Source organism: Pseudomonas sp. Soil_N_39 (assembly GCF_057655955.1).
Map to the genome: position 1 here is coordinate 1 of NZ_JBDGLI010000011.1, position 19,675 is coordinate 19,675.

Genomic DNA, 19,675 nt, shown 5'->3' on the forward strand with positions numbered 1-19,675 from the left:
GCTGTGAGGCGTTGAGCTAACCTGTACTAATTGCCCGTGAGGCTTGACCATATAACACCCAAGCAATTTGTAACTCCAAGCCCAAAGGCAAAGAGACCAGATTGCGGTGTGTGAAGACGAAACGAACCGAAAGTTCGAGATACTCACAAGCAGCACACAAACTATCGCATACCCATTCGCTGGCACGTGACCGCAAGGCACGCACCGGCTACCGAATTTCTTGACGACCATAGAGCATTGGAACCACCTGATCCCATCCCGAACTCAGTAGTGAAACGATGCATCGCCGATGGTAGTGTGGGGTTTCCCCATGTGAGAGTAGGTCATCGTCAAGATTAAATTCCGAAACCCCTATCTGCTGATGCAGGTAGGGGTTTTGTTTTGCCCGCAGGAAAGTCATTTTGTGTTTCTATGCAACTGTCTTGTGCATGGCTATCATGCGGGCCTCATTATCAGGGCGCAGTCCGCATGCTCACGTTGCTAAAACTTCTGAAGGATGGCCGCTTTCATTCGGGGCAGGCGCTGGGTGTCGCATTGGGCATCAGTCGTAGTGCTGTGTGGAAGCAGTTGCAGCATTTGGAGGCGGATTTAGGATTGTCTGTACATAAAGTTCGAGGCAGGGGGTATCAGTTGGCTAAGCCCCTGTTGCTTTTGGATGCGGCAGAAATCTGCGCAAAAGGCCTTCATGAATGGCCTATCCATATATTTGACTCCATCGATTCCACTAACGCCGAGGCGCTGCGTTTCATCGAGCGTGGGGGGGCTGCGCCGTTCCTGGTCTTGGCTGAGCGACAGATAGCGGGTCGCGGTCGCCGCGGTCGTAAGTGGGTCAGTCCGTTTGCTGAAAACCTCTATCACAGCCTGGTGTTACGCATTGATGGCGGCATGCGGCAGATCGAAGGCCTTAGCCTGGTTGTCGGGCTTGCTGTCATGCATGTCTTGCGCGACATGGGCATCGCAGGGGCAGGGTTGAAATGGCCCAATGATGTCCTGGTGGGTGAGAAGAAGATTGCCGGCATTCTGCTCGAATTGGTGGGAGATCCTGCAGACGTTTGCCATGTCGTCCTGGGTGTAGGGATTAATGTAAACATGCAAGCGACTGATGAGGTTGATCAGCAATGGACGTCCATGTGTCTTGAGGCGGGCAGGGATTTCGATCGAAATGAGCTGGTGGCGCTATTGAGTGTGAAGCTACAACAATATCTGGAGCTTCATCATGCATCGGGGTTTGCTGCGATCCAGTCGGAATGGGAGCAATACCATCTTTGGCAGGGCCGAGCTGTGTCTCTAATTGCCGGTGTTAATAAAATTGACGGCATCGTGCTGGGCATTGATCACCAGGGTGCGCTGCGTTTGAAGGTAGATGGTGTGGAAAAAAACTTTAGCGGTGGTGAGCTCAGTTTGAGGTTGCGTGATGATTCTTGAGCTCGACTGCGGCAACAGCTTCATCAAATGGCGCGTGCTTCGCCCTGACGGAATAACACCGGTCGAGGGTGGCGTAGTCAGCTCTGACGACGATCTGCTGGCGAGTCTGACTGATGCAGGGAAATTCCAGCTCAAGAAGTGTCGTCTTGTTAGCGTGAGGACCTTGGCGGAGACGGACTCATTGGTTGCTTCGCTGGTTGATGTGTTCGGGGTGTCGGTGGTTCGTGCTGTGCCTGCCCGGGAAATGGCGGGTGTGAGGAACGGCTACGAGGATTACGAGCGGTTAGGTCTCGATCGATGGCTGGCCCTGCTTGGCGGTTTTCATCTCGCTTCAGGGGCGTGCCTGGTCCTTGATTTTGGTACTGCTGTTACGGCTGATTTCGTGGCGGCGAATGGGGAGCATCTCGGAGGATTCATTTGTCCTGGTATGCCGCTGATGCGCAATCAATTGCGTACCCACACGCGAAAAATTCGCTATGACGATATAGCGGCCGAGCGAGCCCACGAGAGCCTCGCTCCAGGTCGTGCGACTGTCGAGGCGGTCGAGCGCGGTTGCATGCTGATGCTCAGGGGATTTGTCCTGACTCAGCTTGAATTGGCGCAGCAATATTGGGGAAAGGATTTCGTGGTGTTTCTTACAGGGGGGGATGCCAATCTGGTTTCTGGGGTTGTTCCAGACGCCAGGGTGGTGCCTGACCTGGTTTTTGTTGGCTTGGCGATGGCCTGTCCTTTGTCTTGAGGTTTCTATGCGGTGGCTGTTTCTGTTGTTGCTGGTTTTGAATGTCTTCTACTACATCTGGCATCAGCAGGAGGCTCCGCTTCGCGCCAAGGATGTTACGCCGCTGAGTTTGTATCGCGGTTCGCAGCAGGATATTCATCTCTTGAGCGAAACGGCTGACGCCCTTGTCAGGCGTGATTCAGCCAGGCCCGGTGAGACGCCCCAAACCTGTGTCTACCTGGGTGGTTTTGCCCGTCCGGAGCTGGCCAGGCAGTTGGAGCAGCGTTTGGCAGCTTCGAGTGTCCTTGGTCGTTTCGTGGCGTCGGGTTCACAGAATGCCCCTGAGGGGGGAGGGTTCTGGATTCAGGTTTCCCAAGAAAGTACGGCAAAGGTGAATGAAACGCTGCTTCAAAACCTTTCTAAAGAATTCAATGAGTTAAAACATAAAATAATGCCATGCGAGGGGGTTGCACCCGCAGGGTAGTTTGCATAGAATGGCGCCCGCTTCGCAGCGAAGACCTTTCCAGGTAAGCGATACGAAGCGACGTCAACGCAGCTAACCTCAGGTTTTTAATGAGAAAATGCTTGACAGAAGGCTGGCATGATATAGAATGCCGGCTCGCTTAGGAGGGGTTCCCGAGCGGCCAAAGGGATCAGACTGTAAATCTGACGTCTACGACTTCGAAGGTTCGAATCCTTCCCCCTCCACCATTTTTAGCGTGAGCTGCAAGCTCCGCGGGTATAGTTTAGTGGTAGAACCTCAGCCTTCCAAGCTGATGATGCGGGTTCGATTCCCGCTACCCGCTCCAAGTTTGCAGGTTGTGCAAAGTGTTTTGCTCTTGTAGCTCAGTTGGTAGAGCACACCCTTGGTAAGGGTGAGGTCAGCGGTTCAAATCCGCTCAAGAGCTCCATATAACAAGGCAGATATGCAAATATCTGCCTTTGTTTTAATGGCTTGTGTGACTCGCTAAATTCTTCTCCTAGGGGTGATTTCGATGGCTAAGGAAAAGTTCGAACGTAATAAGCCGCACGTCAACGTTGGTACCATTGGTCACGTTGACCACGGTAAAACCACGCTGACCGCAGCTCTGACCCGCGTCTGCTCCGAAGTTTTCGGTTCGGCCAAGGTTGACTTCGACAAGATCGACAGTGCCCCGGAAGAGAAAGCTCGCGGTATCACCATCAACACCGCTCACGTTGAATACGATTCGGCCGTGCGTCACTACGCACACGTTGACTGCCCAGGTCACGCCGACTACGTAAAAAACATGATTACCGGTGCTGCCCAGATGGATGGCGCGATCCTGGTTTGCTCGGCCGCTGATGGTCCGATGCCGCAAACCCGTGAGCACATCCTGCTGTCCCGTCAGGTAGGCGTTCCGTACATCGTTGTCTTCCTGAACAAGGCTGACATGGTTGACGATGCTGAGCTGCTGGAACTGGTTGAGATGGAAGTGCGCGATCTGCTGAGCACTTACGACTTCCCAGGTGATGACACTCCAATCATCATCGGTTCGGCTCTGATGGCTCTGAACGGCCAAGATGACAACGAGATGGGCACCACTGCTGTCAAGAAGCTGGTGGAGACTCTGGATAGCTACATCCCAGAGCCAGAGCGCGCTATCGACAAGCCGTTCCTGATGCCAATCGAAGACGTGTTCTCGATCTCTGGTCGCGGTACTGTTGTGACTGGTCGTGTTGAGCGTGGCATTGTCCGTATCCAGGAAGAAGTTGAGATCGTTGGTCTGCGCGATACTCAGAAAACTACCTGTACTGGTGTTGAGATGTTCCGCAAGCTGCTCGACGAAGGTCGTGCTGGCGAGAACTGCGGGGTGCTGCTGCGTGGTACCAAGCGTGACGATGTTGAGCGTGGCCAGGTTCTCGTCAAGCCAGGCACCGTCAAGCCGCACACCAAGTTCACAGCGGAAGTTTACGTTCTGAGCAAGGAAGAAGGCGGTCGTCATACTCCGTTCTTCAAAGGCTATCGTCCACAGTTCTACTTCCGTACAACTGACGTGACTGGTAACTGCGAGCTGCCAGAAGGCGTTGAAATGGTAATGCCTGGTGACAACATTCAGATGACTGTTACCCTGATCAAGACCATTGCGATGGAAGACGGTCTGCGTTTCGCTATCCGTGAAGGCGGTCGTACCGTCGGCGCTGGTGTCGTAGCTAAAGTCATCGAGTAAATAGTTGTAATGTCTTTTTCGGGCCGGCATAATGGTCGGCCTGATTTTGTTTTAGGTCAGTAGCTCAATTGGCAGAGCGACGGTCTCCAAAACCGTAGGTTGGGGGTTCGATTCCCTCCTGACCTGCCAGATTCACTTGGTGTGTCTGGCTTTCTTTTCACAGGATCTTCATAGATGACTCCTAAAGCTGAAGCTCAAGGCTCTCGCTTCGATCTGCTCAAGTGGCTAGTGGTAGTCGCTTTGGTGGTTATTGGCGTTGTTGGCAATCAGTATTATTCTGCTTCGCCGATCCTGTACCGCGTACTTGCATTGCTCGCCATTGCTGCTGTAGCTGCCTTTGTAGGCCTGCAGACAGCCAAGGGCAAGTCTTTCTTTGTACTCGCTAAGGAAGCTCGCACCGAGATTCGTAAAGTCGTATGGCCGACTCGCCAAGAAACCACGCAGACCACGTTGATCGTTGTGGCTGTTGTTCTGGTAATGGCGTTGCTGTTGTGGGGGCTTGATTCCCTGCTCGGCTGGCTTGTTTCCTTGATTGTTGGCTAAGGGTGTCCCGTGGCTAAGCGTTGGTACGTTGTGCATGCTTACTCGGGTTACGAGAAGCATGTCATGCGCTCGCTGGTAGAGCGCGTAAAGCTGGCTGGCATGGAAGATGGCTTTGGCGAGATTCTGGTCCCCACTGAAGAAGTGGTTGAGATGCGTAATGGCCAGAAGCGCAAAAGTGAACGTAAGTTCTTTCCGGGCTACGTGCTGGTACAGATGGACATGAACGAAGGGACTTGGCACTTGGTCAAGGATACCCCTCGGGTGATGGGTTTCATTGGCGGTACTGCCGATAAGCCTGCGCCGATCACGGATAAAGAGGCGGAAGCGATTCTGCGTCGAGTCGCTGATGGTAGCGACAAGCCGAAGCCGAAGACTTTGTTTGAGCCGGGTGAGGTTGTACGTGTCACCGACGGTCCATTCGCTGATTTCAATGGCACGGTTGAAGAAGTTAACTACGAAAAGAGCCGGATCCAAGTGGCAGTGCTCATTTTCGGTCGCTCTACTCCGGTAGAGCTAGAGTTCAGTCAGGTCGAAAAGGTCTGATTGAGCAGGCATCCCAACCCCGCAGCCCAAGGCTGTGGGGTTTTGTCGTCACTGGGATAAACGCGCAAGTAACCGGGGAGCCTTTCGAGGCGTTCGAACCCGTAATTGGAGTGCCTCATGGCCAAGAAAATTACCGCTTACATCAAGCTGCAAGTGAAGGCCGCTCAGGCTAACCCAAGCCCACCTGTTGGTCCTGCACTGGGTCAGCACGGCGTGAACATCATGGAATTCTGTAAGGCCTTCAACGCCCGTACTCAGGGTCTTGAGCCAGGTCTGCCGACTCCAGTGATCATCACTGTCTACAGCGACCGTAGCTTCACCTTCGAAACAAAAAGCACCCCAGCTTCGGTTCTGCTGAAGAAGGCTGCAGGTTTGACCAGCGGTTCCGCTCGTCCAAACACCGTTAAGGTTGGCACCGTTACCCGTGCACAGCTGGAAGAAATCGCGAAAACCAAAAACGCGGATCTGACTGCAGCTGATATGGATGCAGCCGTGCGTACTATCGCCGGTTCTGCTCGTAGCATGGGCCTTAACGTGGAGGGTGTGTAATGGCTAAGCTGACCAAGCGTCAAAAGGCTATCGCCGGCAAAATCGAAGCAGGCAAGGCCTACAACTTTGTAGACGCCGCCGCTCTGCTGGCTGAGCTGTCGACTGTCAAGTTCAGCGAGTCGTTCGACGTTGCTGTAAACCTGGGCGTTGACCCACGTAAATCCGACCAGGTCGTTCGTAGCGCTACCGTGCTGCCACACGGCACTGGCAAGACCGTTCGTGTAGCTGTCTTCACCCAGGGCCCAGCAGCTGAAGCTGCTCTGGCTGCTGGTGCTGACCGCGTAGGCATGGACGATCTGGCTGCTGAAATGAAGGGCGGCGACCTGAACTATGACGTAGTGATCGCATCCCCGGATGCCATGCGCGTTGTGGGTCAGTTGGGTCAGATCCTCGGTCCACGTGGTCTGATGCCTAACCCTAAAGTCGGCACCGTAACGCCAGACGTAGCCACTGCGGTCAAAAACGCCAAGGCTGGTCAGGTTCGTTATCGCACCGACAAAAACGGCATCATCCACACTTCCGTTGGCAAGATCGGCTTCGACGCCGTCAAGCTGAAGGAAAACGTTGAGGCCCTGATCGCTGATCTGAAGCGTATCAAGCCAGCTTCTTCGAAAGGTATCTACGTCAAGCGCGTTACCCTGAGCACCACTATGGGCCCAGGTCTGGTCATCGATCAGAGCTCGCTCGACGCGTAAGACTCAGGTTGGCGCGAGCAATCGCGCCAATCAAAAAATTGGGGTCCCTGCCTGGCGGGGGCTGTCCAAGACCGTAGGCGACGCAAGTCTTAAACCACAAGCCTACGCAGATGGTGCTCCCGGTTCCTTACCGAATCAGACACCAAAACGACATTCGGTTTCGATCGGATGAAACGGTAACAAGCAGGAGTTAAACCCGTGGCAATTAATCTCGAAGACAAGAAGGCCATCGTCGCTGAAGTCAACGAGGCTGCCAAAGTCGCTCTGTCCGCTGTCGTGGCTGATGCCCGTGGCGTAACAGTAGGCGCAATGACCGGACTCCGTAAAGAGGCCCGTGAAGCTGGCGTTTACGTACGTGTCGTACGTAACACCCTGCTCAAGCGCGCTGTTGCTGGCACTGAATACAGTGTTCTCAACGACGTGTTCACCGGCCCGACCCTGATCGCGTTTTCCAAAGATCATCCAGGCGCTGCTGCCCGTTTGTTCAAGGAGTTCGCCAAGGGTCAGGACAAGTTCGAGATCAAGGCAGCTGCGTTCGAGGGCAAGTTCCTCGCAGCTAATCAGATCGATGTACTGGCAACACTGCCGACCCGCAACGAAGCCATTTCGCAGCTGATGAGCGTGATTCAAGGCGCCACCAGCAAGCTGGCTCGTACTCTGGCTGCAGTTCGCGAGCAAAAAGAAGCTGCCGCAGCCTAAGGCTGAGCACTTTCTTTCGCGCTTTTTTGTTTATTTCGATGGCCGCGTAGGCCGTCCCCCAATTCAGGAAATACAGTAATGTCTATCTCCCAAGACGATATCCTCAACGCCGTAGCTGAAATGTCGGTTCTGCAGGTTGTTGAGCTGATCAAAGCTTTCGAAGAAAAATTCGGCGTTTCCGCTGCTGCTGCTTCCGCTGGTCCAGCTGCTGCTGCCGCTGTTGTTGAAGAGCAAACCGAATTCAACGTCATGCTGACCGAAGCTGGCGAGAAGAAAGTAAACGTGATCAAGGCAGTACGTGAACTGACCGGTCTGGGCCTGAAAGAAGCCAAGGCTGTAGTTGACGGCGCTCCTGCCATGGTTCTGGAAGCTGTTGCCAAAGACGCAGCTGACAAAGCCAAAGCAGTTCTGGAAGAAGCAGGCGCTAAAGTCGAGCTGAAGTAAGCATCGACTTTGCGTCTCCAGCCCGAGCGTTAAGCGACAGGCTGATGGCTGGTGGCTCTTGCCACCGGCCTTTTTCCGTTATTGGCAGCCGACTGGGTCGGTGCTGATCGCGAGCTGTAACCACCCGATGTGGTGGCGCAAACCATGGGGTTTGCACGATTTTCTGGCTGCTCCCGTCGGGAGGGGCCAAACAAGCAGGTGACCAAGCTGGGGAACGCTGATGGCTTACTCATATACTGAGAAAAAACGTATCCGCAAGGACTTTAGCAAGTTGCCGGACGTCATGGATGTGCCGTACCTCCTGGCCATCCAGCTGGATTCGTATCGTGAATTCTTGCAAGCGGGAGCGACTAAAGATCAGTTCCGCGACGTGGGCCTGCATGCGGCCTTCAAATCCGTTTTCCCGATCATCAGCTACTCCGGCAATGCTGCGCTGGAGTACGTCGGTTATCGCCTGGGCGAACCGGCATTTGATGTCAAAGAATGCGTATTGCGCGGTGTGACTTACGCCGTACCTTTGCGGGTAAAAGTGCGCCTGATCATTTTCGACAAAGAATCGTCGAACAAAGCGATCAAGGACATCAAAGAGCAAGAAGTCTACATGGGTGAAATCCCCCTGATGACTGAAAACGGTACCTTCGTAATCAACGGTACCGAGCGTGTAATCGTTTCCCAGCTGCACCGTTCTCCGGGCGTGTTCTTCGACCACGACCGTGGCAAGACGCACAGCTCCGGCAAACTGCTTTACTCCGCGCGCATCATTCCTTACCGCGGTTCGTGGTTGGACTTCGAGTTCGACCCGAAAGACTGCGTATTCGTGCGTATCGACCGTCGTCGCAAGCTGCCTGCATCGGTACTGCTGCGCGCGCTCGGCTATACCACCGAAGAAGTGCTGGACGCGTTCTACACCACCAACGTCTTCCACGTGCAAGGTGAAAACCTCAGCCTGGAACTGGTGCCTCAGCGCCTGCGTGGTGAAATCGCTGTCCTCGATATCCAGGATGACAAAGGCAAGGTTATTGTCGAGCAAGGTCGTCGTATCACCGCTCGCCACATCAACCAGCTGGAAAAAGCCGGGATCAAAGAGCTGCAGGTGCCTCTGGACTACGTCCTGGGCCGCACCACGGCCAAGGTCATCGTGCATCCGGCCACCGGCGAGATCCTGGCAGAGTGCAACACCGAGCTGAACACCGAGATCCTGGCAAAAATCGCCAAGGCCCAGGTCGTTCGCATCGAGACGCTGTACACCAACGACATCGACTGCGGTCCGTTCATCTCCGACACGCTGAAGATCGACTCCACCGGCAACCAACTGGAAGCCTTGGTCGAGATCTATCGCATGATGCGTCCTGGCGAGCCGCCAACCAAGGATGCAGCCGAGACCCTGTTCAACAACCTGTTCTTCAGCCCTGAGCGCTATGACCTGTCTGCGGTCGGTCGGATGAAGTTCAACCGTCGTATCGGTCGTACCGAGATCGAAGGTTCGGGCGTGCTGAACAAGGATGACATCGTTGCGGTCCTCAAGACCCTGGTCGACATCCGTAACGGCAAAGGCATCGTCGATGACATCGACCACCTGGGTAACCGTCGTGTTCGCTGTGTAGGCGAGATGGCCGAGAACCAGTTCCGTGTTGGCCTGGTGCGCGTAGAGCGTGCGGTCAAGGAACGTCTGTCGATGGCTGAAAGCGAAGGCCTGATGCCGCAAGACTTGATCAACGCCAAGCCAGTGGCTGCGGCGGTGAAGGAGTTCTTCGGTTCGAGCCAGCTGTCCCAGTTCATGGACCAGAACAACCCGCTGTCCGAGATCACCCACAAGCGTCGTGTTTCCGCACTCGGCCCGGGCGGTCTGACCCGTGAGCGCGCAGGCTTCGAAGTTCGTGACGTACACCCGACTCACTACGGTCGTGTCTGCCCGATCGAAACGCCGGAAGGTCCGAACATCGGTCTGATCAACTCCCTGGCCGCCTATGCGCGCACCAACCAGTATGGCTTCCTCGAGAGCCCGTACCGTGTGGTGAAAGACGCCTTGGTCACCGACGAGATCGTGTTCCTGTCCGCCATCGAAGAAGCTGATCACGTGATCGCTCAGGCTTCGGCCACGATGAACGACAAGAAAGTCCTGATCGACGAGCTGGTAGCTGTTCGTCACTTGAACGAGTTCACCGTCAAGGCGCCGGAAGACGTCACCTTGATGGACGTATCGCCGAAGCAGGTAGTTTCGGTTGCAGCGTCGCTGATCCCGTTCCTCGAGCACGACGACGCCAACCGTGCGTTGATGGGTTCGAACATGCAGCGTCAAGCTGTACCCACCCTGCGTGCCGACAAGCCGCTGGTCGGTACCGGCATGGAGCGTAACGTAGCCCGTGACTCCGGCGTTTGCGTCGTGGCTCGTCGTGGCGGCGTGATCGACTCCGTCGACGCCAGCCGTATCGTGGTTCGTGTTGCCGATGACGAAGTTGAAACTGGCGAAGCCGGTGTCGACATCTACAACCTGACCAAATACACCCGCTCCAACCAGAACACCTGCATCAACCAGCGTCCGCTGGTGAGCAAGGGTGATCGGGTTCAGCGCAGCGACATCATGGCCGACGGTCCGTCCACCGATATGGGTGAGCTGGCACTGGGTCAGAACATGCGCATCGCGTTCATGGCATGGAACGGCTTCAACTTCGAAGACTCCATCTGCCTGTCCGAGCGTGTGGTTCAGGAAGATCGCTTCACCACGATCCACATTCAGGAACTGACCTGTGTGGCCCGTGACACCAAGCTTGGCCCAGAGGAAATCACTGCGGACATCCCGAACGTGGGTGAAGCCGCACTGAACAAGCTGGACGAAGCCGGTATCGTTTACGTAGGTGCTGAAGTAGGCGCAGGCGACATCCTGGTCGGCAAGGTCACTCCGAAAGGCGAGACCCAGCTGACTCCGGAAGAAAAACTGCTGCGTGCCATCTTCGGTGAAAAAGCCAGCGACGTTAAAGACACCTCCCTGCGTGTGCCTACCGGCACCAAGGGTACCGTCATCGACGTACAGGTCTTCACCCGTGACGGCGTTGAGCGTGATGCTCGTGCACTGTCCATCGAGAAGACTCAACTCGACGAGATCCGCAAGGACCTGAACGAAGAGTTCCGTATCGTTGAAGGCGCAACTTTCGAGCGTCTGCGCTCCGCTCTGGTCGGCCACAAGGCCGAAGGCGGCGCCGGCCTGAAGAAAGGTCAGGAAATCACCGACGAAGTTCTCGACGGTCTTGAGCATGGCCAGTGGTTCAAACTGCGCATGGCTGAAGATGCTCTGAACGAGCAACTCGAGAAGGCCCAGGCCTATATCGTTGATCGCCGCCGTCTGCTGGACGACAAGTTCGAAGACAAGAAGCGCAAACTGCAGCAGGGCGATGACCTGGCTCCGGGCGTGCTGAAAATCGTCAAGGTTTACCTGGCAATCCGTCGTCGCATCCAGCCGGGCGACAAGATGGCCGGTCGTCACGGTAACAAGGGTGTGGTCTCCGTGATCATGCCGGTTGAAGACATGCCGCACGATGCCAACGGCACCCCGGTCGATGTGGTCCTCAACCCGTTGGGCGTACCTTCGCGTATGAACGTTGGTCAGATCCTTGAAACCCACCTGGGCCTCGCGGCCAAGGGCTTGGGCGAGAAGATCAACCGTATGATCGAAGAGCAGCGCAAGGTCGCTGACCTGCGTAAGTTCCTGCACGAGATCTACAACGAGATCGGCGGCCGCAACGAAGAGCTGGACACCTTCTCCGACCAGGAAATCCTGGATCTGGCGAAGAACCTGCGCGGCGGCGTTCCAATGGCTACTCCGGTGTTCGACGGTGCCAAGGAAAGCGAAATCAAGGCCATGCTGAAACTGGCAGACCTGCCGGAGAGCGGCCAGATGCAGCTGTTCGACGGCCGTACCGGCAACAAGTTCGAGCGCCCGGTTACCGTTGGCTACATGTACATGCTGAAGCTGAACCACTTGGTAGACGACAAGATGCACGCTCGTTCTACCGGTTCTTACAGCCTGGTTACCCAGCAGCCGCTGGGTGGTAAGGCGCAGTTCGGTGGTCAGCGTTTCGGGGAGATGGAGGTCTGGGCACTGGAAGCGTACGGTGCTGCATACACTCTGCAAGAAATGCTCACAGTGAAGTCGGACGATGTGAACGGCCGGACCAAGATGTACAAAAACATCGTGGACGGCGATCACCGTATGGAGCCGGGCATGCCCGAGTCTTTCAACGTGTTGATCAAGGAAATTCGTTCCCTCGGCATCGATATCGATCTGGAAACCGAATAACACGTGACGCGAATCGAGAGCGGGGCTGTTTTGCCCGCTCTCTGCTCCGCCAGGAGGAAAGGCCTTGAAAGACCTACTGAATTTGCTGAAAAACCAGGGTCAAGTCGAAGAGTTCGACGCCATCCGTATTGGATTGGCCTCGCCTGAGATGATCCGTTCGTGGTCGTTCGGTGAAGTTAAAAAGCCGGAAACCATTAACTACCGTACGTTCAAACCTGAGCGTGACGGCCTGTTCTGCGCCAAGATCTTTGGCCCGGTGAAGGACTACGAGTGCCTGTGCGGTAAGTACAAGCGCTTGAAGCACCGTGGTGTGATCTGCGAGAAGTGCGGCGTTGAAGTCGCGCTGGCAAAAGTTCGTCGTGAGCGCATGGCGCACATCGAACTGGCCTCGCCAGTTGCCCACATCTGGTTCCTGAAATCGCTGCCGTCCCGTATCGGCCTGCTGATGGACATGACCCTGCGTGATATCGAGCGTGTTCTCTACTTTGAGAGCTACGTCGTTATCGACCCAGGCATGACCACCCTTGAAAAAGGTCAGTTGCTCAACGACGAGCAGTACTTCGAAGCGCTGGAAGAGTTCGGCGACGATTTCGATGCCCGCATGGGTGCCGAAGCTGTCCGCGAACTGCTGCACGCTATCGACCTGGAGCACGAGATTGGCCGCCTGCGCGAAGAAATTCCGCAAACCAACTCCGAAACCAAGATCAAGAAGCTGTCCAAGCGTCTGAAGTTGATGGAAGCCTTCCAGGGTTCCGGCAACCTGCCAGAGTGGATGGTGCTGACCGTTCTGCCGGTACTGCCGCCAGACCTGCGTCCACTGGTTCCGCTCGATGGCGGTCGCTTCGCGACTTCCGACCTCAACGATCTGTATCGTCGAGTGATCAACCGTAACAACCGCTTGAAGCGCCTGCTCGATCTGTCCGCTCCGGACATCATCGTGCGCAACGAAAAGCGTATGTTGCAGGAAGCCGTCGATGCGCTGCTCGACAACGGTCGTCGTGGCCGCGCTATCACAGGTTCCAACAAGCGTCCTCTGAAATCCCTGGCTGACATGATCAAGGGTAAGCAGGGTCGTTTCCGTCAGAACTTGCTCGGTAAGCGTGTTGACTACTCCGGTCGTTCGGTAATTACCGTAGGCCCGACCCTGCGTCTGCACCAGTGCGGTCTGCCTAAGAAAATGGCTCTGGAGCTGTTCAAGCCGTTCATTTTCGGCAAGCTGGAAATGCGTGGTCTGGCGACCACCATCAAAGCCGCCAAGAAGATGGTCGAGCGCGAGCTGCCAGAGGTCTGGGACGTTCTCGCTGAAGTGATTCGCGAACACCCGGTTCTGCTCAACCGTGCACCGACCCTTCACCGTCTGGGTATCCAGGCGTTTGAACCGGTATTGATCGAAGGTAAGGCTATCCAGCTGCACCCGCTGGTCTGTGCTGCGTACAACGCCGACTTCGACGGCGACCAAATGGCCGTGCACGTACCGCTGACGCTGGAAGCCCAGCTCGAAGCGCGTGCGTTGATGATGTCGACCAACAACATCCTGTCGCCAGCCAACGGTGAGCCAATCATCGTTCCGTCGCAGGACGTTGTATTGGGTCTGTACTACATGACGCGTGAAGCGATCAACGCCAAGGGCGAAGGTCGTGTGTTCGCGGATCTGCAGGAAGTTGACCGTGTGTTCCGTGCCGGTGAAGCCGCACTGCACGCCAAGGTCAAGGTGCGGATCAACGAAACCGTGAACGATCGTGATGGCGGCAGCGTGACCAACACTCGTATCGTCGACACCACCGTCGGCCGTGCGTTGTTGTTCCAGGTTGTGCCAAAAGGTCTGTCCTTCGACGTCGTCAACCTGCCGATGAAGAAAAAGGCGATCTCCAAGCTGATCAACCAGTGCTACCGCGTGGTTGGTCTGAAAGAGACCGTGATCTTCGCTGACCAGTTGATGTACACCGGTTTTGCCTATTCGACCATTTCCGGCGTTTCCATCGGTGTTAACGACTTCGTTATCCCGGACGAAAAAGCTCGCATCATCGGTGCTGCTACCGAAGAAGTGAAAGAGATCGAAAGCCAGTACGCCTCCGGCCTGGTAACCCAGGGCGAGAAGTACAACAAGGTAATCGACCTCTGGTCCAAGGCGAACGACGAAGTATCCAAGGCGATGATGGCCAACCTCTCGAAAGAGAAAGTCATCGATCGTCATGGCAACGAAGTCGACCAAGAGTCCTTCAACTCGATGTACATGATGGCCGACTCGGGCGCACGGGGTTCTGCTGCGCAGATCCGTCAGCTCGCCGGTATGCGTGGCCTGATGGCCAAGCCGGACGGCTCCATCATCGAGACCCCGATCACCGCGAACTTCCGTGAAGGTTTGAGCGTACTTCAGTACTTCATCTCCACTCACGGTGCTCGTAAGGGTCTTGCGGATACCGCGTTGAAAACGGCGAACTCCGGTTACCTGACTCGTCGTCTGGTAGACGTTGCCCAGGATCTGGTCGTGACCGAGATCGATTGCGGCACCGAACACGGCCTGGTAATGACTCCGCACATTGAAGGCGGTGACGTTGTAGAGCCGCTGGGTGAGCGCGTATTGGGTCGTGTCATCGCCCGTGACGTATTCAAGCCGGGTACCGAGGACGTGATCGTTCCTGCTGGCACCCTGGTTGACGAGAAGTGGGTCGAGTTCATCGAACTCAACAGCATCGACGAAGTGATCGTACGTTCGCCGATCAGTTGCGAAACCCGCTATGGCATCTGCGCCAAGTGCTACGGTCGCGACCTGGCTCGTGGTCACCAGGTGAACATCGGTGAAGCGGTCGGCGTTATCGCTGCCCAGTCCATCGGTGAACCGGGTACCCAGCTGACGATGCGTACGTTCCACATCGGTGGTGCGGCAAGCCGGACCTCTGCAGCTGACAGCGTTCAGGTGAAAAATGGCGGTACTGTCCGTCTGCACAACCTCAAGCACGTAGAGCGCGTGGACGGCCACCTGGTGGCAGTGTCGCGTTCCGGTGAGCTGGCCATCGCTGACGACTTCGGTCGCGAGCGCGAGCGCTATAAGCTGCCTTACGGTGCTGTGATTTCGGTCAAGGAAGGTGACAAGGTCGACGCTGGTGCCATCGTGGCCAAGTGGGACCCGCACACTCACCCAATCGTTACCGAAATGAAAGGTACCGTGACCTACGTGGGCATGGAAGAAGGCATCACGATCAAGCGTCAGACTGACGAATTGACCGGTATGACCAACATTGAAGTACTCGACGCAAAAGATCGTCCAGCTGCCGGCAAGGACATCCGTCCGGCCGTGAAGATGGTCGACGACAACGGCAAGGATCTGTTGCTGCCAGGCACTGACGTAATCGCTCAGTACTTCCTGCCAGCCAACGCCCTGGTCGGTGTTGCGGACGGTGCGCGGATCGCGATCGGTGATGTTATCGCCCGTATCCCGCAGGAAACTTCGAAAACTCGCGACATCACCGGTGGTCTGCCGCGTGTTGCCGACTTGTTCGAAGCCCGTCGTCCGAAAGAAGCCTCGATTCTGGCTGAAGTCAGCGGCACCATCGCGTTCGGTAAAGAGACCAAGGGCAAGCGCCGCCTGGTCATTACACCGAACGACGGTAGCGATCCGTACGAAGAGCTGATTCCAAAGTGGCGTCACCTGAACGTCTTCGAAGGCGAACAGGTAAACCGCGGCGAAGTGATCTCGGACGGCCCGAGCGATCCACACGACATCCTGCGTCTGCTGGGTGTGAGTGCGCTGGCCAAGTACATCGTGAACGAGATCCAGGACGTTTACCGTCTGCAAGGCGTGAAGATCAACGACAAGCACATCGAGACCATCCTGCGTCAGATGCTGCGTAAGGTCGAGATCGCTGAATCCGGCGACTCGAGTTTCATCAAGGGCGACCAGATGGAACTGACTCACGTACTGGTGGAAAACGAGCGCCTGGCGACCGAAGACAAGTTTGTCTCCAAGTTCACTCGCGTGCTGCTGGGTATCACCAAGGCGTCGTTGTCCACCGAATCGTTCATCTCGGCGGCTTCCTTCCAGGAAACCACTCGCGTACTGACCGAAGCGGCGGTAACCGGCAAGCGCGATTACCTGCGTGGCCTGAAAGAAAACGTGGTCGTGGGTCGTCTGATCCCGGCCGGTACCGGTTTGGCCTATCACAGCGAACGCAAGCGTCGCCGTGATGCCGACAAGCCGTTGCGCGTAAGCGCCAGTGAAGTGGAAGCTGCACTGACCGAAGCACTGAACTCGAGTGGTAACTGAGTTCTGCGGTAATTGAGTGCCTGGCCCTGGTCGCCCCGTTCTGCGGATCGAGACAAATTGTCGAGATCCGGCGAGCGGGGAGGTCGGGGCCTTGCCTTGACTGGGGACAAGATCCTCTTTAGACTCTTGATCCCCTAAATTTGGCGGGAATTCGTTCCTGCCATTTTGCTTTTCTTGTAAGACAATAGCGTCGCAAGACAACAGTGGAGCTAGTAGATGGCAACTATCAACCAGCTGGTACGTCAGCCGCGTAAGCGTATCGTCGAGAAATCCGACGTGCCTGCGCTGCAGAACTGCCCGCAACGTCGTGGCGTATGCACCCGTGTGTATACCACCACGCCGAAAAAACCTAACTCGGCACTGCGTAAAGTATGCCGTGTGCGTCTGACCAACGGTTTCGAGGTTTCCTCGTACATCGGCGGTGAAGGCCACAACCTGCAAGAACACAGCGTGGTACTGATCCGCGGCGGTCGTGTAAAAGACTTGCCAGGTGTTCGTTACCACACCGTTCGCGGCTCTTTGGATACTTCCGGCGTTAAAGGTCGTAACCAAGGTCGTTCGAAGTACGGTACCAAGCGTCCGAAATAATCGGCCGTTTAGCAGTTTTTAATTTTATTGAGTCGATAAGAGTAAGGTCGGGCACGCATCTGCTGTCCCGGGCTAACCTGAAGACCGTTTGAGGGCTTATCAATGCCAAGACGTCGCGTAGCAGCCAAACGTGAGATTCTGGACGATCCGAAATACGGAAGCCAGATTCTCGCCAAGTTCATGAACCACGTAATGGAAAGCGGCAAGAAAGCCGTTGCCGAGCGTATCGTTTATGGCGCACTGGACAAAGTTAAGGAACGCAAGAACAGCGATCCCCTGGAAATCTTCGAGAAAGCTCTCGACGCCATCGCTCCGCTGGTCGAAGTAAAGTCGCGCCGTGTAGGCGGTGCTACTTACCAGGTTCCGGTCGAAGTTCGTCCGTCCCGTCGTAACGCCCTGGCAATGCGCTGGCTGGTAGACTTCGCCCGCAAGCGCGGCGAGAAGTCCATGGCTCTGCGTTTGGCTGGTGAACTGTTGGACGCTGCTGAAGGTAAAGGTGCTGCAGTTAAGAAGCGTGAAGACGTGCACCGTATGGCTGAAGCCAACAAGGCTTTCTCGCACTACCGCTTCTAATTTTAGCGTCACTCAATTTGCGAGGGCTTTATGGCTCGTACTACACCGATTAACCGCTACCGTAACATCGGTATCGTTGCTCACGTGGATGCTGGTAAAACCACCACCACCGAGCGCGTCCTTTTTTACACTGGCAAAAGTCACAAGATGGGCGAGGTGCATGATGGCGCCGCGACCACCGACTGGATGGTGCAGGAGCAGGAGCGTGGTATTACCATTACTTCTGCTGCCATTACCGCTTTCTGGAAGGGTTCCGAGAAGCAGTACAAGGACGAGCACCGCTTCAACGTCATCGATACCCCGGGCCACGTTGACTTCACCATTGAAGTAGAACGTTCCCTGCGCGTACTCGACGGTGCCGTGGTTGTATTCTGCGGTACCTCGGGTGTTGAGCCTCAGTCGGAAACCGTATGGCGTCAGGCCAACAAATACGGCGTTCCACGTCTTGTTTATGTGAACAAGATGGACCGTGCTGGTGCCAACTTCCTGCGCGTGATCGGTCAGATCAAGCAGCGTCTGGGTCACACTCCGGTGCCGATCCAGTTGGCTATCGGTTCCGAAGACAACTTCCAGGGTCAGATCGATCTGATCAACATGCAAGCTGTCTACTGGAACGATGCTGACAAAGGCATGGTCCCTGTTCGCAAGGACATTCCTGCAGAGTTGCTGGAAGAAGCCGAGAAGTGGCGCGGCAACATGGTTGAGGCTGCGGCCGAAGCCAATGAAGAGCTGATGAACAAGTACCTCGAAGGTGAAGAGCTCACCAACGAGGAGATCAAGGCTGCTCTGCGTCAGCGTACCATCGCTGGCGAGATCGTCCTGGCTGTTTGTGGTTCTTCCTTCAAGAACAAGGGTGTTCCCCTGGTTCTCGACGCCGTTATCGACTTCCTGCCTGCGCCAACCGACATTCCTGCCATCAAGGGTACTGACCCGGATGACGAGTCTGTCGAGCTGGAGCGTCATGCAGACGACAACGAGCCGTTCTCGGCTCTGGCGTTCAAGATCGCTACCGACCCATTCGTGGGTACCTTGACCTTTGTCCGTGTTTACTCGGGCGTGTTGAACTCCGGCGACGGCGTGATCAACTCTGTAAAAGGCAAGAAAGAGCGCGTGGGTCGTATGGTGCAAATGCACGCAAACGCTCGCGAAGAGATCAAGGAAGTACGCGCTGGTGACATCGCGGCCTTGATCGGCATGAAGGACGTCACCACTGGTGAGACTTTGTGCAACGGCGACAAGCCAATCATCCTGGTTCGCATGGACTTCCCGGAGCCGGTTATTTCGGTTGCCGTTGAGCCTAAGACCAAGGACGACCAGGAAAAAATGGGTATCGCTCTGGGCAAGCTTGCTCAGGAAGACCCGTCTTTCCGTGTCAAGACTGATGAAGAGACTGGTCAAACGATCATCTCCGGCATGGGCGAGTTGCACCTGGACATCCTGGTTGACCGGATGCGCCGTGAGTTCAACGTCGAAGCCAACATCGGTAAGCCTCAGGTTTCCTATCGTGAGCGCATCACGAAGAACTGTGAAATCGAAGGCAAGTTCGTTCGTCAATCCGGTGGTCGTGGCCAGTTCGGTCACTGCTGGATCCGTTTTGCACCTGCTGACGAAGGTCAGGAAGGTCTGCAATTCGTGAACGAAGTCGTAGGTGGTGTGGTTCCTAAGGAATACATCCCGGCGATCCAGAAGGGTATCGAAGAGCAGATGAAGAACGGCGTTGTTGCCGGCTATCCGCTGATCGGCCTGAAGGCAACAGTGTTCGATGGTTCTTACCACGACGTCGACTCCAACGAGATGGCGTTCAAGGTGGCTGCTTCCATGGCAACCAAGCAACTGGCCCAGAAGGGCGGTGGTGAGTTGCTCGAGCCGATCATGGCAGTAGAAGTCGTTACGCCTGAAGACTACATGGGTGATGTCATGGGCGACCTTAACCGTCGTCGTGGCATGATTCTGGGTATGGAAGATACGGTTTCCGGCAAGGTTATTCGTGCCGAGGTTCCGTTGGGTGAAATGTTCGGTTACGCGACCGACGTTCGTTCCATGTCTCAGGGTCGCGCAAGCTACTCTATGGAATTCAAAAAATACAATACAGCTCCGTCGCATATCGTCGAGACTGTTACCAAAAAGCAAGGCTGATTCAGCCCTTTAGGC

15 protein-coding genes, 4 tRNA genes and 1 rRNA gene are annotated in these 19,675 nt (G+C 55.7%); all 20 read left to right on the forward strand.

The window, feature by feature from the left end; translation table 11 throughout:
- Positions 1–219: 219 nt before the first annotated feature.
- Positions 220–335, forward strand: a 5S ribosomal RNA gene (gene rrf / locus AC3A5O_RS17055).
- A 133-nt stretch (positions 336–468) separates the two neighbouring features.
- Positions 469–1,425, forward strand: a complete 957-nt coding sequence (gene birA, locus AC3A5O_RS17060; protein ID WP_305491199.1) for a bifunctional biotin--[acetyl-CoA-carboxylase] ligase/biotin operon repressor BirA — start codon at positions 469–471, stop codon at positions 1,423–1,425.
- The gene (locus AC3A5O_RS17065) at positions 1,415–2,164 is read left to right on the forward strand and encodes a pantothenate kinase (protein WP_305491198.1); all 750 of its coding nucleotides are present in this window, start codon (positions 1,415–1,417) and stop codon (positions 2,162–2,164) included. The genes birA and AC3A5O_RS17065 overlap by 11 nt, the downstream gene beginning before the upstream one ends.
- Before the next feature lie 7 nt (positions 2,165–2,171).
- Positions 2,172–2,627: a hypothetical protein gene (locus tag AC3A5O_RS17070; RefSeq protein WP_487753477.1), complete on the forward strand. Its 456-nt coding sequence runs from the start codon at positions 2,172–2,174 to the stop codon at positions 2,625–2,627.
- 142 nt (positions 2,628–2,769) lie between these two features.
- Positions 2,770–2,854, forward strand: a tRNA-Tyr gene (locus AC3A5O_RS17075).
- A 24-nt stretch (positions 2,855–2,878) separates the two neighbouring features.
- Positions 2,879–2,952 (forward strand) — tRNA-Gly (locus tag AC3A5O_RS17080).
- Positions 2,953–2,978: 26 nt separating this feature from the next.
- Positions 2,979–3,054 (forward strand) — tRNA-Thr (locus AC3A5O_RS17085).
- Positions 3,055–3,138: 84 nt separating this feature from the next.
- Positions 3,139–4,332, forward strand: a complete 1,194-nt coding sequence (gene tuf / locus AC3A5O_RS17090; protein WP_003186103.1) for an elongation factor Tu — start codon at positions 3,139–3,141, stop codon at positions 4,330–4,332.
- A 53-nt stretch (positions 4,333–4,385) separates the two neighbouring features.
- Positions 4,386–4,461: transfer RNA gene (locus tag AC3A5O_RS17095), tRNA-Trp, on the forward strand.
- Positions 4,462–4,506: 45 nt separating this feature from the next.
- A complete protein-coding gene (secE, locus tag AC3A5O_RS17100; RefSeq protein ID WP_003206102.1) occupies positions 4,507–4,875 on the forward strand; it encodes a preprotein translocase subunit SecE in 369 nt (122 codons plus the stop codon).
- A gap of 9 nt (positions 4,876–4,884) precedes the next feature.
- Complete coding sequence (gene nusG / locus AC3A5O_RS17105; RefSeq protein ID WP_003186097.1) at positions 4,885–5,418, forward strand: transcription termination/antitermination protein NusG; 534 nt, start codon at positions 4,885–4,887, stop codon at positions 5,416–5,418.
- Positions 5,419–5,535: 117 nt separating this feature from the next.
- On the forward strand, positions 5,536–5,967 hold the full coding sequence (rplK, locus tag AC3A5O_RS17110; protein WP_003176435.1) for a 50S ribosomal protein L11: 432 nt from the start codon (positions 5,536–5,538) through the stop codon (positions 5,965–5,967).
- Positions 5,967–6,662, forward strand: coding sequence for a 50S ribosomal protein L1 (gene rplA / locus AC3A5O_RS17115; RefSeq protein ID WP_003186095.1), 696 nt, complete (start codon positions 5,967–5,969; stop codon positions 6,660–6,662). The genes rplK and rplA overlap by 1 nt, the downstream gene beginning before the upstream one ends.
- Before the next feature lie 198 nt (positions 6,663–6,860).
- A complete protein-coding gene (rplJ, locus tag AC3A5O_RS17120; protein WP_122566146.1) occupies positions 6,861–7,361 on the forward strand; it encodes a 50S ribosomal protein L10 in 501 nt (166 codons plus the stop codon).
- Positions 7,362–7,439: 78 nt separating this feature from the next.
- Positions 7,440–7,805, forward strand: a complete 366-nt coding sequence (gene rplL / locus AC3A5O_RS17125; protein ID WP_053125869.1) for a 50S ribosomal protein L7/L12 — start codon at positions 7,440–7,442, stop codon at positions 7,803–7,805.
- 220 nt (positions 7,806–8,025) lie between these two features.
- On the forward strand, positions 8,026–12,099 hold the full coding sequence (gene rpoB / locus AC3A5O_RS17130; RefSeq protein ID WP_053125867.1) for a DNA-directed RNA polymerase subunit beta: 4,074 nt from the start codon (positions 8,026–8,028) through the stop codon (positions 12,097–12,099).
- Between the two features lie 64 nt (positions 12,100–12,163).
- Positions 12,164–16,363 (forward strand): DNA-directed RNA polymerase subunit beta', encoded by a 4,200-nt coding sequence (rpoC, locus tag AC3A5O_RS17135; protein WP_047230482.1) that lies wholly within the window; start codon positions 12,164–12,166, stop codon positions 16,361–16,363.
- A 216-nt stretch (positions 16,364–16,579) separates the two neighbouring features.
- Entirely contained in the window at positions 16,580–16,951 is a 372-nt protein-coding gene (gene rpsL / locus AC3A5O_RS17140; protein WP_003186084.1) for a 30S ribosomal protein S12, read from the forward strand.
- Positions 16,952–17,053: 102 nt separating this feature from the next.
- Positions 17,054–17,524: a 30S ribosomal protein S7 gene (gene rpsG / locus AC3A5O_RS17145; RefSeq protein WP_003186074.1), complete on the forward strand. Its 471-nt coding sequence runs from the start codon at positions 17,054–17,056 to the stop codon at positions 17,522–17,524.
- A gap of 30 nt (positions 17,525–17,554) precedes the next feature.
- Complete coding sequence (fusA, locus tag AC3A5O_RS17150) at positions 17,555–19,660, forward strand: elongation factor G (protein ID WP_014340475.1); 2,106 nt, start codon at positions 17,555–17,557, stop codon at positions 19,658–19,660.
- Positions 19,661–19,675: the final 15 nt, after the last annotated feature.

Excerpts from the sequence above, each read along its gene's own strand:
- secE (WP_003206102.1), top strand. The coding sequence starts at position 4,507 with ATGACTCCTAAAGCTGAAGCTCAAGGCTCTCGCTTCGATCTGCTCAAG.
- rplL (WP_053125869.1), top strand. The coding sequence starts at position 7,440 with ATGTCTATCTCCCAAGACGATATCCTCAACGCCGTAGCTGAAATGTCG.
- AC3A5O_RS17070 (WP_487753477.1), top strand. The coding sequence starts at position 2,172 with ATGCGGTGGCTGTTTCTGTTGTTGCTGGTTTTGAATGTCTTCTACTAC.
- AC3A5O_RS17065 (WP_305491198.1), top strand. The coding sequence starts at position 1,415 with ATGATTCTTGAGCTCGACTGCGGCAACAGCTTCATCAAATGGCGCGTG.
- rplK (WP_003176435.1), top strand. The coding sequence starts at position 5,536 with ATGGCCAAGAAAATTACCGCTTACATCAAGCTGCAAGTGAAGGCCGCT.
- birA (WP_305491199.1), top strand. The coding sequence starts at position 469 with ATGCTCACGTTGCTAAAACTTCTGAAGGATGGCCGCTTTCATTCGGGG.
- tuf (WP_003186103.1), top strand. The coding sequence starts at position 3,139 with ATGGCTAAGGAAAAGTTCGAACGTAATAAGCCGCACGTCAACGTTGGT.
- rplA (WP_003186095.1), top strand. The coding sequence starts at position 5,967 with ATGGCTAAGCTGACCAAGCGTCAAAAGGCTATCGCCGGCAAAATCGAA.
- rpsG (WP_003186074.1), top strand. The coding sequence starts at position 17,054 with ATGCCAAGACGTCGCGTAGCAGCCAAACGTGAGATTCTGGACGATCCG.
- rpoB (WP_053125867.1), top strand. The coding sequence starts at position 8,026 with ATGGCTTACTCATATACTGAGAAAAAACGTATCCGCAAGGACTTTAGC.
- fusA (WP_014340475.1), top strand. The coding sequence starts at position 17,555 with ATGGCTCGTACTACACCGATTAACCGCTACCGTAACATCGGTATCGTT.
- rpsL (WP_003186084.1), top strand. The coding sequence starts at position 16,580 with ATGGCAACTATCAACCAGCTGGTACGTCAGCCGCGTAAGCGTATCGTC.